This window comes from Sphingobacteriaceae bacterium (assembly GCA_002319075.1).
Lineage (GTDB): Bacteria > Bacteroidota > Bacteroidia > B-17B0 > Aurantibacillaceae > Aurantibacillus.
In genome coordinates this window covers 1,785,778-1,801,599 of sequence record NVQB01000001.1, presented here as the reverse complement: position 1 = coordinate 1,801,599, position 15,822 = coordinate 1,785,778, and the positions used below count along the sequence as shown (strand labels likewise).

Genomic DNA, 15,822 nt, shown 5'->3' with positions numbered 1-15,822 from the left:
TTGTAAAAAGTCGTCAATTTTCTTATCTTTAACTTTGAAAAAAAATAAAGTATGGGATGTAGTAGCGGAGGATGTGGAACCACAACAAACGGAGTACCAGCAGGATGCAATAATAATGGCTCTTGTGGCACATCAGACGGATGTAATAAATTGACGGTTTTTGACTGGTTGGGAAATATGAATTTGCCTGAAGGACAAAAGCCCTTTGATATAGTTGAGGTGCGTTTTAAAAACTCACGCAAGGAATTCTTCAGGAATACAAATAATCTAACCTTAAGTGTAGGTGATGCAATTGCTGTAGAAGCCTCTTCAGGTCACGATATGGGAACGGTTTCCTTAACGGGTGAACTTGTAAGACTGCAATTAAAGAAGCGTAATGTCAGTTTTGACAGCGAAGAAATAAAAAAGGTTTATCGTAAAGCCAAACAAGGAGATATTGATAAGTGGAGAGAAGCCCAGGCTCTTGAAACCAATACCATGTACCGCGCGCGTACGATTGCCTTAAAGCTTGGATTAGAAATGAAACTAAGTGATGTTGAATTCCAGGGCGATAAATCAAAAGCTATATTTTACTACACCGCAGATGCACGTGTGGATTTCAGAGAACTGATAAAAGTATTAGCAGATGAATTTAAAGTAAGAATTGAAATGCGCCAGATTGGTGCCAGACAGGAAGCTTCGCGTTTGGGTGGAATTGGTTCTTGCGGAAGAGAATTATGCTGCAGTACCTGGTTAACGGATTTCAGAACTGTAAACACAAGTGCTGCACGCTACCAGCAATTATCTTTAAATCCATTAAAGTTAGCGGGTCAATGCGGTAAATTAAAATGCTGTCTGAATTACGAATTAGATAGCTATGTAGATGCTCTGAAAGAATTTCCGGATATGGATGGCAAAAAATTGCTGACTAAAAAGGGAGATGCGTTCTTACAGAAGACAGATATTTTTAAGCGCATGATGTGGTTTAGTTACCGCAGTGAACCAGGTGTTTTTATTCCTATGGATGTAAAAGCGGTGCATGCTATTTTAGAAGCGAATGCTAAAGGAGAATTTCCGGAAGCATTAACACCGACATTTAAAGTCACTGAAAAAATAGTAGTTGTTGAACCTCATTTTGAGAATGTTGTAGGGCAGGATAGTCTAACGCGGTTTGATAGAAAAGGTGGCAAACAAAAGCCTAATTTTAAGCCCAACAGAAATAAAAACGCTGCAAATAATCCTAAAGCAGAAGCAGGCGCCACTCCAAACCCCAATCAAAAACCGAAACAGGCGCAGAATAAGCAACAGGCTAAGCCCAACGCAAGACCTCAAGGCAAACCAAATAATGCTCCAAAACCGGGAGATAAACCGCGTCCGCAAAACCAAAATCCTAATCCGAATCCAAATCCAAACAGAAAACCAAATCCTCCGAGAAATGATAAAAGACCTAATAATCCGAAGTAGATTTTTTGTGTTGATCACTGTCGTTGGGTTGATCGTTTCTTCCTGCAACAGCAATGTGGTTTATAGTGAGTACAAAAACTTTAAAGACTCTGAGTGGGCGGCAAAAGATAAGGCCGTGTTTGACTTTGAAATTAAGGATACGCAAACATTGAATAATATTTACCTGATGGTGCGTCATACCGACGTTTACCAATACAGCAACGTGATTGTTTTCGTTACCACTAAATATCCTGATGGAAAAGTACTAACGGATACCATGAACGTTATTTTATCAAATCAAAAAGGTGAATGGCTTGGAAGTGGTGCCGGAGATATTTACGATTTTAAAGTTCCTGTGAAAAAGAATGTACGTTTTCCTTTAGCAGGAAAATACCAGTTTAGCTTTGAACAAGCTATGCGTGTTGATCCACTGCCGATGATTATGGATTTCGGGTTTGAGATTGAAAAGAGTAAGTAGTTTTCTGCCACAGATTGCATAGGTTACACTGATCTACTGTATGTCAGATCGAGCGTAGTCGAAAATGTCAGATCGAGCGTAGTCGAAAATGTCAGATCGAGCGTAGTCGAGATCCTATTTCAATAAAGGATTCCAGCCCTGAGCCTTTAACTCATGCACAGTTCCTGCTTTTGCAACCATTAACAAACCTTTCGCTTCGCTAGTCATATGTCCAATAATGGTTATGTCCATCGAGTTTTTTATTTTGTCGTAGTCTGCGATATCTACTGTGAAAAGTAATTCGTAATCTTCACCGCCACTTAATACACACACGGTTGGATCTAAATTAAATTCGCGGGCTGTATCAAAGGTTAATGGATCAATAGGAATTTTTTCTTCGTATAACTCCACGCCAACTTTTGACTGAGAGCAAAGATGAAGAATCTCTGAAGATAAGCCATCACTGATGTCAATCATCGAAGTTGGTTTTATATTGAGACTTTTCAATAATTCAATAATATCTTTTCTTGCTTCAGGTTTTAACTGTCGCTCTAAAATATAATCCTTGCCTTCGAGATCAGGTTGTAATTTTGGATTTTCTTTGTAAACCGCTTTTTCTCTTTCCAAGATCTGAAGTCCCATGTAAGCTCCGCCCAAATCACCACTCACACACAAAAGATTGCTTTCCTTAGCACCATCCCTGTAAACGATATCTTCTTTTTTAGCCGCACCAATTGCAGTGATATTAATAACAAGGCCGCTTAAACTCGAAGTGGTATCGCCACCAACCAAATCCACACCGTATTTTTTACAGGCCATTAACATGCCTGCATAAAGTTCTTCAATGGCTTCCAGACTAAAACGACTAGACAGAGCTATAGATACCACAAGCTGTCGTGGCTCTGCGTTCATAGCGTAAATATCGCTGAGATTTACCACTACACTTTTGTAACCCAGATGTTTTAAAGGCACATAGGTTAAATCAAAGTGCACACCTTCTACAAGCATGTCGGTTGTAATAACGGTTTGCAGATCTGTATTATCAATTATGGCGGCATCGTCACCAACCCCTTTAATGGTAGAGCTTTGGTTTAATTCGATGTATTGTGTTAAATGTTTTATTAAACCGAATTCTCCAAGTTCTGAAAGTTCGGTGCGTTCTGTATTATCAAAATCCATGTTATGAAATTTTATCTATAAGTTTTGCCAGTTCAAAATCAAGTTTAGTAAGGCCACCGGCATCATGTGTGCTTAAGGTGATGGACACTGTATTGTAAACGTTTTTCCAGTCGGGGTGGTGATTCAGTTTTTCGGCGTATAAAGCCACCTGACTCATAAATCCAAAAGCAGAAATAAAATCCTTGAATTTAAATTCTTTGTAAAGTGAATTGCCTGCTAATTCCCAGTTTTTTAGCCAGTGAAAATTGTCTTGTATTTCGGAAGCACTATATAAGCTTGGTCTCATGATGTAAAGTTAAGATAATTTATTAACGGCGCACTCACTGGGTCTAACATCCACCGTATATGACTGCTGCTCCAAACAACATGTCAGAACTTTAAATGGCGCATAAAGTTCATGAACTAAACAGATCTAATGAAGTTAATCTTTAATTTCTACGCTAACTTTTTCAACATCCCCATTCATAGGGGGAACGAGCTTTGTAACCCGCACGTGCAGAGTTTGAAGCGGAGGAAAAGTGGAGCTTATTTTTTTATAGATGCGTTCGCAAACCTGTTCAATTAATTTGCTTCTTATTGCCATTTCGGCTTTGCAAATTTCGTAAACGGTGCAATAGTCTATGGTTTCGTTAAGATCATCTGTTTTAGCAGCATGTGAAAAATCGGTGGTCATGTAAACATCTACAATGTAATTTCCACCAATTTTAGCCTCCTCTTCAAGACATCCGTGAAATCCGTATAATTTAATTCCTTCTAAATTTATTGCGTGAGTCATAAGGTAAAATTCAAAGTTACAATTATTTGCCGCAAAAAACGGGCCATCCATTTTTTGTAATGGAAGGATTATGTTTTTTTGGAATCAAATTACTTGCCAAAATCGAGACCATCCTGGTTGCCTTGCTGGCTGTCGTTTCCACGCAACTGTTTTGCACGTTTAAAGATCGAGGCATCCATTTTTCCGAATAAATAGGTTACAGATAAACGAAAATAACGGCTCTCCCTTCTTCGGGAAAGATCTTGTATATAATATGGTGTTTCATAGTGCGCACCCATACGACGCGTATTAAAAACGTCACTCAGTGTAGCATTCAGAATCCATTTTGTTCCAAACATTTTGTTTAAAGAAAGGTCCATTGAGTATACTGGAATTGTTGCGCCAAGTAATAAAATTCTTGGTGACTCATAATTACCATTTACCTGGAGTGTCCACGCTTTAGGGAATTTGTAGGCCAATGTTGCTTTGGCATTATAGGCAAATCCCTCTGCTTTTACTTCAGGCTCTGTGGCAACAACCAAACCTTTAATATAAATATAAAACGCATTGAAATTAAGTGTGGCATCCAGGTTTTTTAAAATCGTGTATTTAAAAGTATGCTCCATACCGTAACGAATGCTGTTTTTTCCGTTGATGGTGGTATTTACCAAAACTGTCGGATCTTCCACTGAAGGATAGGCAACATCGGTGATTGGCTGCTCTTCGTAACGGAAATATCCGGAACCTAAGTAACTCCCTTTGGTAAATGTTTTGTTATAGTTTGCTTCTGCTATGTTTCTGAATTCGGGTTTTAATTGTGGATTTCCTATCCTGTAATTCTGCCTGTCAGCAAACATCACAAAAGGCATCAACTGGAAAAAATTCGGGCGCTGAATTTTTCTGCTAAAATTTAATTGCCATTCCTGATTGTTTTTAATTTTCTTTGAGAAATAAACTCCGGGAAACAGCGACTTCATAAGATCACTGCCTGATGAAGGATAATTGTAAGAAAAAGATAAGTCTTTATCAGTGATAGTTCCTTTATAATAGGATTGTTCAAAACGCAAACCTCCTTGAAATGAGATATCCCAGAGAGTTTTAGAACTATAGTTGATGTAAGCGGCGTTTACCATATCGTCAATCAAATAACGATTACTCATAATACTATCACGTGTATATAAATCCTGCGAGGCTGTTGCGTTCGCCGTATTGTTTTCGTTAAGTGATTTTTTGTAGAAAGATCTTACACCCATTTCCAGTTTTTTTGTTTCACTTAAAGGATTTGTATAATCCAACTGAAAAATAAACTGATCGGAAGAGCTCTTCCCGTTATTTTTTTGATAAGTGTTCGGAATGGTAAGGGTATCGGGGTTTACCAAAGTACTGGTCTCAAATAAGTAACTGTTATTGGAATTGGTGTGATTAATATTTGCATCGGCACTTAGTTCTTTTCCAACTTTTGGATATGTTTTTTTGTAAAGAATCTGTCCGTTATAATTTTGGAAGGCAGCATTTTGTTTGTTTAACCGATCGCCATATAAACGCTCGGTTTTTGTTGCGTCAAGTATGCTGTAAGTTTGTCTGTCGTTTGTGTTAAATTGTCCACCAACTATGGTACCGTTTAAAGAGAGTGTGTTCCTATTGTTCAAACTGTAATCGACACCTAATTTTCCGAAATTAAAAACATTCATCTGGCGCGTTTTATTATCCTGGTTAAAATAACCAGATGGATTTTGAATGCTGTCTAATTGTGTTCTGCGTGTATATCCTTTTGTATTATTGATGGCCTGGTTGTAAGAATACATAGCTGTAAAATTCCATTTCCCTTCCTTCACATTTAAGTTAACCATTCCGCCGTAACGGTCACCCGTGCCTATATAAGCCATAGCCATTCCATTATAACCAGGTTTCAAATTCTTTTTTAAAATAATATTTAAAATTCCACCCGTGGCGCTGGCTTCATATTTTACGGAAGGGTTGGTAATAATTTCCACGCGATCAATTTGATCAGCTGGAATTTGTTGCAAAGTTAAATTGGTCGGTCTGCCGTCTACATAAATAGTGGGCGCCTGATTTCTTAGTTGGGCATTGCCATCGGCATCTACCGTAACACCTGGAACGTTTTTCATGACATCAGCGCCCGTTCCGCCTTTTACGGAAAGATCTTTATCCACGTTGTAGGTTCTTTTATCTATTGACATTACCACAGTGTTTTTCTCAGCTGTAACTTCTACTTCATTTAGTAGTTTCTGGTCTACTTCAAATTTAATGTCACCCAAATCCTGTTCGAGTTTGTTTGGTATCTGGATGTAAAATTTTGTCTCATAAGTTTTATACCCTATTTGCGTAGCTCTTAAACGAAAACCTCCCATAGCAGGGAGACCTTCAATATTAAACTCTCCATTTTCGGCCGTTAAGCCTCCGCCGAGGATACTGTCTTTATTAAACCAAAGCACCACCACAGAGGTATATTCTACAGGTTTTTTTGTATTAGCATCAATGATTTTTCCATAAACCCTGCCTTTTATATCTTTCATTGCCTTTGCCATGTCTTTTGGATTTGCGCCTCCTGGCATTTGGGCATGCGATAAAAAAGTAAATAATAAAAGTAAAAGTAGCAGGGGTTTTTTCATGGTATTGCTTGTATTTATTAACGCAGAGCCGCCGGCCTTTTACCAGAAGTCTGATAAATAAAACGGCAATTTATTGCGGGTACAAAATTACGGCAAAGAAATAGAATTTAGGAGTTTTTTTATCAGTGGTAAATCCCGGTGATGATAGGGAAAGGGGACTGAAAGCAGGATGGATCTTTTCTCATTCATAGGTTTTTGGAAGCTCATAATTAAACAGTTTCTTATATTTGCGCATGCATAGTGGCAAAATGATCATATTTTCGGCACCGTCCGGCTCAGGCAAAACAACTCTTGTTCGCCATATTCTTAAAACCTTTCCTGAACATATAGCGTTTTCTATTTCCGCTACAAGCCGTCCAAAACGTGGTGTAGAAGAGAATGGAAAAGATTACCATTACTTGAGTGTAGAGGAATTCAAACAAAAGGTGGCCAATAATGAGTTTCTCGAGTGGGAAGAGGTTTATGCGGGAACGCACTATGGAACCTTAAGATCTGCTGTGCAGGAAATATGGTCTACAGGTAAAGCAGTGATTTTCGATATAGATGTGGAAGGTGGACTGAACCTGAAAAATCAATTTAAACAAAATGCGCTTGGTGTTTTTGTGATGCCTCCCAGCATAAAAATTTTGGAAGAACGTTTGCATTCCCGAAGTACTGATAATAAAGAAAGCATAGCGCGCCGTATTGCCAAAGCCGAAAAAGAATTAAAAACAGCAGAGTTATTTGACGTTTTTATATTAAATGAGATTTTGTCAGAAGCCTGCACAAAAGCGGAGGATTTAGTGAGGGAGTTTTTGGGGATATAGTCCGAAAGACTCGCCACAGATTGCTCAGATTTCACAACGGGAAAAATGTCAGAATTTTTAACTGATTTTGCAGATCCTGTTAATCGGATTTAATCCAATAAAAAACCACAAACTCCGTAGATTTCAGAAATAAATCTGTGTGATCTGCGAAATCTGTGGTTAAATTATATCCTTGTATTAAGCTTCTGCTTTTGGCTTTTCAGCCGCCGCACGAATCTTATTTAATTCTTCGGTAATCAATTTACGTTTAGCTGTTAACTCGGCGATCTTCGATTTTTCAACCGCGATCTTTTCTTCAATTTCTTTCATAAAACTGTTGTTACCGCCTTTAGAGCTTTTGAAGAAGCCTAAATTATTATCATAAGTGCGAACGCGTCCGTTGATCTCATCGGCTAGTTTTTTCAAATGATCCGATTCTTTCAATAATAAATCAAAGCCGTTTTCTGAAGAAGATAAACGGTCTAGTTTCGTTTTAAACTGGATAGCTGCTTTTTCGTTTTTATCGATGTGCATTTGCTCATACAATTCATCCAACCTGTTGTAGAAGGCATCGTTTACACGTTTTTTATCCTTCATTGGCACCAGGCCAGCTTCGTTCCATTCTGCAGAAATCGTTTTTAAAAGCTCGCGGTTACCGGCATTGTCATCAGTCAACTTAAGCTCATTTAAGCGGGTAAGAATTTCTTCTTTCTTCACTAGATTTTGCTCAAAAGAAGCGTCTACGTTTTCGTAGTGAGCTTTTTTAGCATCAAAAAACGTATTGCAGGCTTTTCTGAACCGCGCAAATAATTTCGGCTCTTCTTTGTCGCCATTACTAGGGTATTTTTTCCAGGTGTCTTGTAATTTAATTAAGTCAAGTCCTGTTTTTTGCCAGTCGGTACTGCTTTGCAGCGCTTCGGCTTTTGCAATGAGTTCTGATTTTATTTTTCTGTTAGCAGAAAACTTTTCATTCAGTCCGGCAAAGAAAGCTTTTTTCTTCTCGAAGAAACTATCACAAAGTGTTCTGAATTCTGCCCAGATTTTTTCGTTGTCTTTTTCTGTAGTACGACCAACAGATTTCCAGTCGCTTTGTAAAGTGATGATCTTGTCTGTAGCTTCATTCCAGCGAGTGGCTTTTGCTTCAGAAACAGAATTGATCAGTTCTTTTACTTTTTCAATAATTTCTAATTTGGATTTTAAATTCCCTTCTTTTTGTTCTTCCAGGGAATTGTAATGGCCTTTTATTTTTTTGTAAGTTTCGTCTAAAACCGCTTTGTAATCATTTTTCAGAGCTTCCCATCTGCCATTTGGTACCGGACCAATTTCATCCCACTCATTTCTGTAGATTTTAATCAGGCGTTCTGCTTCTTTAATATTTTCAAGAGACTGAATCCCTTTCAATTTTTCAATGAGTTCTGTTTTGTGTTCAAGATTCTTTTTAAGATCATGCTCTTGTAAATCGCGGAAAATCTTGATGTTGTAATAGATGTCTTCTACGGCGCGACTATAATCGGCCTGCACCTCTTTGTACTTATGAGACGAGACCTGACCGGTTTCTTTCCATTGTGTTTGCAGCTCCTGCAGTTTTCTCACCGCAGAACCCACATTTTCGCTCACATGACTCAGATCTTTTATCTTGGCGATAATTTCCTGGCGAATGAGTAAATTCTTTGATTGTTCAGCAGCAATTTTAGTGTCTGCTTCTTTTTTTAGTTTATTGAACTTTTCAACCAACTCTTCAAACCTCAGGTCTTCTGCTTGTTTGGGGTGCTCAAATTCTTTGGTTTTGCCACCTTCGTCAACGAAAGTTTGTTTGGCGGTTTCAAATTCAGAAGTCCAAAGCTTTTGGTACTCTTTTTGCAGAGCGCGCACATCAGCAGCAACTTCACCTGCGTCTTTCGACAACAGTTCTTCCATTTTGGTAATCAGATCGGTTTTCATTGTTTAGTTCTTGAATTAATAATCTCAAAAATAATCTAATTCAAACATTCCGCAAATGCTTAACTTTATTGTTTTTTTATAAAGATTTTTGTAAATTGTAATTTGATAAAGTGTAATGGTTGAGAAGAAACATCTGGAGCTTCTTCAGTTTGATAAAATAAGGAACTTAGTACAACAAAGATGTCACAGCAAACAAGCAAAACTGCTTTGCGAAGAAATCTTCCCGAAAAGTGAATCAAAAGACATTCTGACAGAATTAAATCAAACGAACGAGCTTAAATTAATTATAGGCGGACAAGGTTATTTCCCTTCTGCAGAGCACGATGATATTGCAAGTGAACTAAACTATCTTTCTCTGGAAGGCTCACTGTTAGTGGAGACACAGTTGCTTAGTGTTTTAAAAACCGTGGAGGTTTCAAATACTTTAATTCGTTACCTGAAGGGCAAAAAAACCACTATGCCTTTTTTGTTTGATCTGGCGAAGGATTTGGATGTGTTTGATTTTGTAGTGGATGAAATAAATAAAATTATTGATTCAGAAGCACAAGTTAAAAATAGCGCGTCACCCGAACTCAGTCGCATACGGAAACAGATTGGCGAAAAAAGACGGGAAAGCGATAAACGTTTCTACAATTACATTAATGAGTTGCGAAAACATGGTTTTTTAAGGGAAAACGAGGAAAGTTTTTTTAACGGACGCCGCACCCTTGCCGTAATGGTGGAGCATAAGTCTGAAATTCCGGGATTTGTTCACAGTAAAAGTGAAAGTGGGAAAACTATTTTTATAGAACCGGGTGTCACTATTGGCATGAACAATGATATTGCGGAGTTAGAAATAGACGAGCACAGAGAAGTCAACCGGATTCTTCGTGAATTGTGTTCGCAGATCCGCCCTTTTTCCCAATCTTTAAAAGAGGCTTTTAAATTTTTGATTTATGTTGATTTTGTCAAAGCCAAAGCCGAACTCGCCGTAGATTTAAAAGCAACACTTCCCGAAATTAAAGAGGGTTTTTCGTTAAATGCCGTGGAAGCTTATCATCCCTTACTTTATCTTCAAAATAAACGTCTTGGAAAAGCAACCATTCCTTTAACTGTGGAATTAAACAACAGCAAACGCATTATGGTTATCAGCGGACCAAATGCCGGTGGGAAAACGATTTCGCTGAAAACCATCGGACTTTTACAACTGATGTTACAAAGCGGATTGTTGATTCCGGTTAAGGAAACAAGTGTTTACTGTTTTTTTGAAAAAATTCTGATTGATATAGGCGACACTCAAAGTATAGAGAATGAACTGAGTACTTACAGTGCCAAATTAAAATCTATGACCTCCATTCTCAATGAGATTAACGAAGGCACTTTGGTTTTAATGGATGAATTTGGAAGCGGCACCGATCCTGAGCTGGGTAGTGCTATAGCGGAGGCTGTGCTGGAAAGTTTGGTAACGTCCAAAACGAAAGGAATTATCACTTCACATTTTGGTGATGTGAAATTATTAGCTGACAAACTTGAAGGCGCTATAAATGCAAGTATGCTTTTTGACATTGAAACGCTGGAGCCGAAATATATTTTAAGTGTGGGAGAGCCCGGAAGCAGCTACACGTTTGAAGTAGCAGAGCGTATTGGATTCCCAAAACATTTAATTGAACGCGCCAAAGAAAAAGTTGACAAGGAGAAATTAAAGCTCAACCGTTTATTAGCAGATGTTCAGGATCAAAAAACAAAAATGGCTGAGCAACTCCAAAGATTAGAGCATGAAGAATTTCTGAAAAAAATTGCAAAAGAAAAATACCATACGCTTTTTAGTAACTGGGAAGAAAAGATCAACAAAGAAAGAGAACGTAAGATTGAACTGGCGCGTCTTGCAGATTACGGGCAAAAATACCTGCGTTTAATGGATGATTGGAATAAAAAGCAGGATAAAAAAATAATCATTAAGCGATTTATTGACGGTATTACAGCAGAAACAAAAAAACAGGAAGAACTTCGTAAACAGAATAAACTGAGTAATTTCGCGGAGAAAAAAATAGCGCGTTTAAAACCGGTTTTAAAAGTGGGAAGTAAAGTGAAGGTTCTTAATGGCAATGAAGTAGGAGTAATAGAAGAGATCAAAGATGAAAAGGTTTTCATAAAATTCGGTCTGATGAAAATGACGGTTGGTATGCAAAACCTCGTACTTGCTGACGACTAGTTCGCTACTACCCTCGAGCTGACATCGGCTGACGCAAATTGATGACCGAAAAAAGGTAGCTTTGAGAAATTAAATAAGCTGAAAGAAAATAGTGATGGAAAAACACAGATTCAAATTAGGTCCGAAGGATAAAAGACCTTTCGAAGTAGAATTAAAAAATACAGAAAACGAAAAACATGTCCTCATAAGGTTGTCCGACGGCGCTTTTTGCGATACGTTAAATATTTCTTTGCTGAGTGAAAGTGAAACTAAAGAAGAAGTTATCGAAGCCACAACGTTTCGCCAATTCGATTTGCAGAATTATATAAACTTTTCGCTAAGCGGAAATTTTGCTGAAGCTAAGGGTTTTGTAGAAGGGGATGTTTATATTGGTAATTGGGAAGAAATCGTACTAAATGAAATTGAACTTTCTTTTTCGGATGCGCCGTTTTATTACAAATGCGATCTTGAAAAGATTGACTTTACTGTTGGTGCTGAAGATCAGTCGCAAATGCGCGCAGAAGCTTTGGAAGACGGATTTTCTGTTACTTCAACAATCATCGACCATACTAAAAAAATTGTCACAGTGCAAAGAACCTTTTCGGATACGTCAGATGGCGCCCAAATTATCAAACGTTTGTATGGAAGACTGAAAGGGCGTTCTAAAGGAGTAGGGTTTGATGAAAGACAAGAAGGTCAGAAAGCTAAACTTACAGAACAATTTAATAAAACCCTGTCTGAAAGTTTCAGGCAAAAATAGAAGGGGCTTATCTTATTTTAATAGCGTGTAATTTTACGAAGTACTTTTTATCTTAAAATAGTAACATGTCCTGCGATAGTTTCTGTGCGATGGTTTTCTAAAGTATAAATTATTAACCATGTGTAACTGTCTTCCTGAACAGGCTTGCTTTTATAGGTGCCGTCCCAGGATTTTGTTATGTCATTTGTTTCAAAAATTTTCTCTCCCCAGCGATCATAAATAGACATTTTAAAATCTTTAACGCCCGCGCCTTTGGCGAAAAATGTATCGTTTTTTCCATCGCCGTTAGGTGTAAAACTATTTGGAAGAAATAACAGTGGAAGCTCATCAATCTTTACAGGAATTCCGATTGTATCGGCACAACCTTCTCTGGTTTTTGCAATGAGAAAAGTAGGATAAATCTTTGCATCAGGAAACACATGGATAGGGTCTTTAACGGTTGCAGAGTCGCCGTCACCGAAGTACCAGTACCAGTTTACAACATTCGACGTGCTGGCATCATGATAGATAACCTCGGCTTCGGGTAATTTAAGTTCGCCATTATATGTAAAGTTCGCAATTGGTTTTCTGTACACGTCAATCCTGCTTGGGGCTGACAAGTTAGTGCATCCACTGAAACTAGTCCCCACAAAATTAATAAGGTAAGTTCCGGGCCCTTTAAAACAATAATTTTTTATCGCACTTGCTGTGCCAATCGATTCATTATTAATTAGCCAGTTGTATGATAAGAGTGGGCCCGCGCTGGCGGCCGACAGGTTTATACACATAGGCTCGCAGCCACTCTGGGGAAGCGCCGTTAATGTTACCAGAGGAGCAGCGATCATTGAAACATTTGCTGTAGTGGAATTAGTGCACCCTTTTACGCTTCCTATAACTGTAAATGTGCTAGTGTATTTAATTGAAGTTACATAGGGATTGCCGGCATGTGGCCCTGGATACCAAAGGTAGCTTTCTGCTCCGCTAGCCTCCAACCTTATGGTGGCACCTTCGCATACTGTTGAATTATGTGCAGAGACAGTGGGGATGTCGTTAACCGATAGAGTTATAGTTGTAGAAGCTTTGCACTTAACCCCGTCTGTAACCGACACCGTGTAAGAATAGCTTCCTGCTGTATTTGGTGTAACAAGGAGTAATGAATTTGATGAGCCTCCGTTCCAATTGTAGGTGTAGGGCGCGGTGCCGCCTGCTGAAATGGCCGTTAATATAACGGATTGCCCTACACAACCCGAACTTGGATTTGCAATAGCTGAGAGGGTTGGTAAAGGAGGGGGCGCAAGCGTTGCCAATGCATGGGCTGTGCAAGATCCGTCTGTTACTGTTAGGGTATAATTTCCAAAAGTTCCGTTTGTGAAAGTAGGTTGTGAAAGGCTCGATGAGTATCCGCCAGGGCCGCTCCACGCATACGTTAGCGCAGAAGAGAAGTTTACCGGGTTGAATGCTGTTAAAGTACAACTAATACCCGAAGGAATACAGTGGGACGATCCGCTAACACTAATGGAACAAAGTGGACAATCAATAGAAAACGTTTGAGAATTAATCGCCCCGCAAGGAGCGTTTGTTTGAACAGAAAGCGTATAACTTCCATTCGGAAGATTTGTAAGCGTATAAGTTGTCTGTGGTGAACTTAAACCCTGCGAAATAGTACCGGAGGCTCCAAACAATGTGTACGATAGGGTAGATCCAGGAATAGAGGGAGTCATGGAAGCTATGGCCATTGCATCATTGTTTACGCCACAATTAACAGTTACGCCAATCTGCGTAACAGTATTGCAAATTTGTGTGGCGTTATAAGTGCCTACAAATTTGCGTCCACTCGCGTATAGAATATTTGTAGTGCGATCAAGTTTTAGATCGTATACGCGTTGTTGTGGTCCGCTTGTTGTTAAAGGAATATTAGGCAGAACATTAAAGGTAGTCCCATTATAATGTAGTACTTTAATACAACTATCACCTCCAAGATAAACATTGTCGCAATCGTCTACAGCAATCCCTCCTCTAAGTAGGGGAGAATAGCCGGGTATATTGGTAGAAGCGGTTTTAACGCCGGTTAGTTTGTCAAATACGGCTACATTAAATCCGTCGTAATAATACAAATGATTGGCATTTACAGCAATGCAATTGAATCCGTTAGAAGATGGATTAGTAATGCTCTGGGGGAGATTTGAAAAATACGTCTTATTGCTGTATTCAAGCAAGGTAGCGTAGGTAGTCAGTTGCGACCAACTATTCCCGTTAAATGCCGGATTTACTTTTAAGATGTAATTTGGTGTGGTTAAAAAATTTGGCGCTGGAACTACATATACAAGAAAGATATCGCCGTTGTCATCTATCGTGCTACAAACAACATCCTGGTTAGTTTGTGTAAAGCCAGAAAGGTTTACCGGAATAGAAGTAGAATTCACTTCATCGACTATGGCCGCGTGGCGATTAAAACTTGTTCCTCCGCCAAAAGCATAAACGCTTTGAGTGCATGGATCAAAATCAAATTCCCAGAGTTCATCCCAAAAATTTGAGGCCGCGGTTATAAAATTGTCGTAATTTCCATTAACGTCAAGACGTATTATCTTCGATCCGAAAGTTTCTCCCGTGTAACATTTTTGAGTGATTTTATTAACGGTAAAATTTCCAGGAATTCCGGCGAGTCCCGCGGTATTCCAATTTTGGGAAGTGAGAATGCACGGAAAGGTCCAAAGCAAGGTACCGGTAGACGAGTATTTTGAAATCTTGCACGGAACTGCTGTTGTTGGCGACCCGCCGCCATATACGTAGAGATTACCGGCGTTGTCATAGTTTACATCATATCCATCGTTTGTATTTGCAAGGTTGGAAATGGTGGTTACCCACGGATCAATGATCAGAGTTTCATTCCTGTTATAAGCTGCGGTTATTTTAAACTGAAGCGTGTCACCCTTTAGCGAAAATTCTGAAGCAACGGGCTTGTTTTCTTGATCTATGGTTTCAGGTTCGTGCTCGACAATATTGCCCAGTGGAGTCTTTACAACAACATCTTTTCCTTTCTTAGTAATTCTTTTTACATGGCCTGAATAAAGTAGCTTTATCTGATCAGGGTCAGCATAAGGGTGTAATATCACATTATATTTAATGCCGTGGGTTTTGTTTTCAGGAATAAGGTATTCAATGTCGATATGGTCATAAACATTTTTATAGGTTATTTTTTTATACCCGTATGAGTTTAATGCTGAAAGACCGTAACTGAAATACCACGACTGTTTATCACTTTCAATAACCTGGAGATTTTTATTCGCATTCACCCAGTTAACGTAGACAAAAAAATTTTTATCCGCTTTTCTGTTCACTTTTTTGCCTTTTTCCATTTCTTCACGCTGCTCTTCAGTGAGCGGATAGCTTTTAATGAATTTATAAATTGGTCCTTCTGCGGTGAAGTAAATAAATTCCGGGCCGTTTTCGTAAGCGAACAGTACTTTTTTGCCGTTACTCACTTTTGAATCAAACTGGCCCTTATTTTCTATGAAAACACGGGTACCGAAAATATCTTTTGTATTGCTAAAGTTGTTTTTAGATTGTGCGAAGGCGAAATTGCACAATAAAAAAAAAATTAAAACAAGAAAAGGAGGTCTATTCATAATTAGCCTTTACAACGGTTTTTCGAAAAAGGTTGGGCAGAATAAAAACGTTTTGTAGCATTTTCAAAAAAGGCTTAACAAATTAAAGTTGAAGCAGTATCTTTGAGTAATATTAA

Annotated in this window: 11 protein-coding genes; 5 read left to right on the top strand and 6 right to left on the bottom strand. The window is 38.6% G+C overall.

Translation table 11 applies throughout. The annotated features are described in order from the left end of the window. Positions 1 to 51: 51 nt before the first annotated feature. Both CNR22_07970 and CNR22_07965 read left to right on the top strand, forming a co-directional pair. Positions 52 to 1,443 (top strand): hypothetical protein, encoded by a 1,392-nt coding sequence (locus CNR22_07970; GenBank protein ID PBQ31707.1) that lies wholly within the window; start codon positions 52 to 54, stop codon positions 1,441 to 1,443. Then, complete coding sequence (locus CNR22_07965) at positions 1,325 to 1,900, top strand: hypothetical protein (protein ID PBQ31706.1); 576 nt, start codon at positions 1,325 to 1,327, stop codon at positions 1,898 to 1,900. Before CNR22_07970 ends, CNR22_07965 begins: the two co-directional genes overlap by 119 nt. A 114-nt stretch (positions 1,901 to 2,014) precedes the next feature. On the opposite strand, the gene thiL is transcribed toward CNR22_07965, so the two are convergent. The 4 genes from thiL to CNR22_07945 all read right to left on the bottom strand — a co-directional run bounded on the left by thiL (position 2,015) and on the right by CNR22_07945 (position 6,445). Further along, positions 2,015 to 3,058, bottom strand: coding sequence for a thiamine-phosphate kinase (gene thiL, locus CNR22_07960; GenBank protein PBQ31705.1), 1,044 nt, complete (start codon positions 3,056 to 3,058; stop codon positions 2,015 to 2,017). Position 3,059: 1 nt separating this feature from the next. Beyond that, positions 3,060 to 3,344, bottom strand: coding sequence for a 4a-hydroxytetrahydrobiopterin dehydratase (locus CNR22_07955; GenBank protein PBQ31704.1), 285 nt, complete (start codon positions 3,342 to 3,344; stop codon positions 3,060 to 3,062). A gap of 135 nt (positions 3,345 to 3,479) precedes the next feature. Beyond that, positions 3,480 to 3,833 (bottom strand): dihydroneopterin aldolase, encoded by a 354-nt coding sequence (gene folB, locus CNR22_07950; GenBank protein PBQ34852.1) that lies wholly within the window; start codon positions 3,831 to 3,833, stop codon positions 3,480 to 3,482. An 89-nt stretch (positions 3,834 to 3,922) separates the two neighbouring features. Then, complete coding sequence (locus tag CNR22_07945; GenBank protein PBQ31703.1) at positions 3,923 to 6,445, bottom strand: hypothetical protein; 2,523 nt, start codon at positions 6,443 to 6,445, stop codon at positions 3,923 to 3,925. Positions 6,446 to 6,678: 233 nt separating this feature from the next. On the opposite strand from CNR22_07945, the gene CNR22_07940 reads away from it, so the two are divergent. Further along, complete coding sequence (locus CNR22_07940) at positions 6,679 to 7,251, top strand: guanylate kinase (GenBank protein PBQ31702.1); 573 nt, start codon at positions 6,679 to 6,681, stop codon at positions 7,249 to 7,251. Positions 7,252 to 7,428: 177 nt separating this feature from the next. On the opposite strand, the gene CNR22_07935 is transcribed toward CNR22_07940, so the two are convergent. Next, positions 7,429 to 9,171 (bottom strand): hypothetical protein, encoded by a 1,743-nt coding sequence (locus tag CNR22_07935; GenBank protein PBQ31701.1) that lies wholly within the window; start codon positions 9,169 to 9,171, stop codon positions 7,429 to 7,431. Between the two features lie 115 nt (positions 9,172 to 9,286). Here CNR22_07935 and CNR22_07930 point away from each other — a divergent pair, with 115 nt between their 5' ends. Both CNR22_07930 and CNR22_07925 read left to right on the top strand, forming a co-directional pair. Beyond that, complete coding sequence (locus CNR22_07930) at positions 9,287 to 11,362, top strand: hypothetical protein (GenBank protein PBQ31700.1); 2,076 nt, start codon at positions 9,287 to 9,289, stop codon at positions 11,360 to 11,362. A gap of 94 nt (positions 11,363 to 11,456) precedes the next feature. Then, entirely contained in the window at positions 11,457 to 12,101 is a 645-nt protein-coding gene (locus CNR22_07925; GenBank protein PBQ31699.1) for a hypothetical protein, read from the top strand. A 47-nt stretch (positions 12,102 to 12,148) separates the two neighbouring features. On the opposite strand, the gene CNR22_07920 is transcribed toward CNR22_07925, so the two are convergent. Then, the gene (locus CNR22_07920) at positions 12,149 to 15,706 is read right to left on the bottom strand and encodes a hypothetical protein (GenBank protein ID PBQ31698.1); all 3,558 of its coding nucleotides are present in this window, start codon (positions 15,704 to 15,706) and stop codon (positions 12,149 to 12,151) included. Positions 15,707 to 15,822 lie beyond the last annotated feature (116 nt).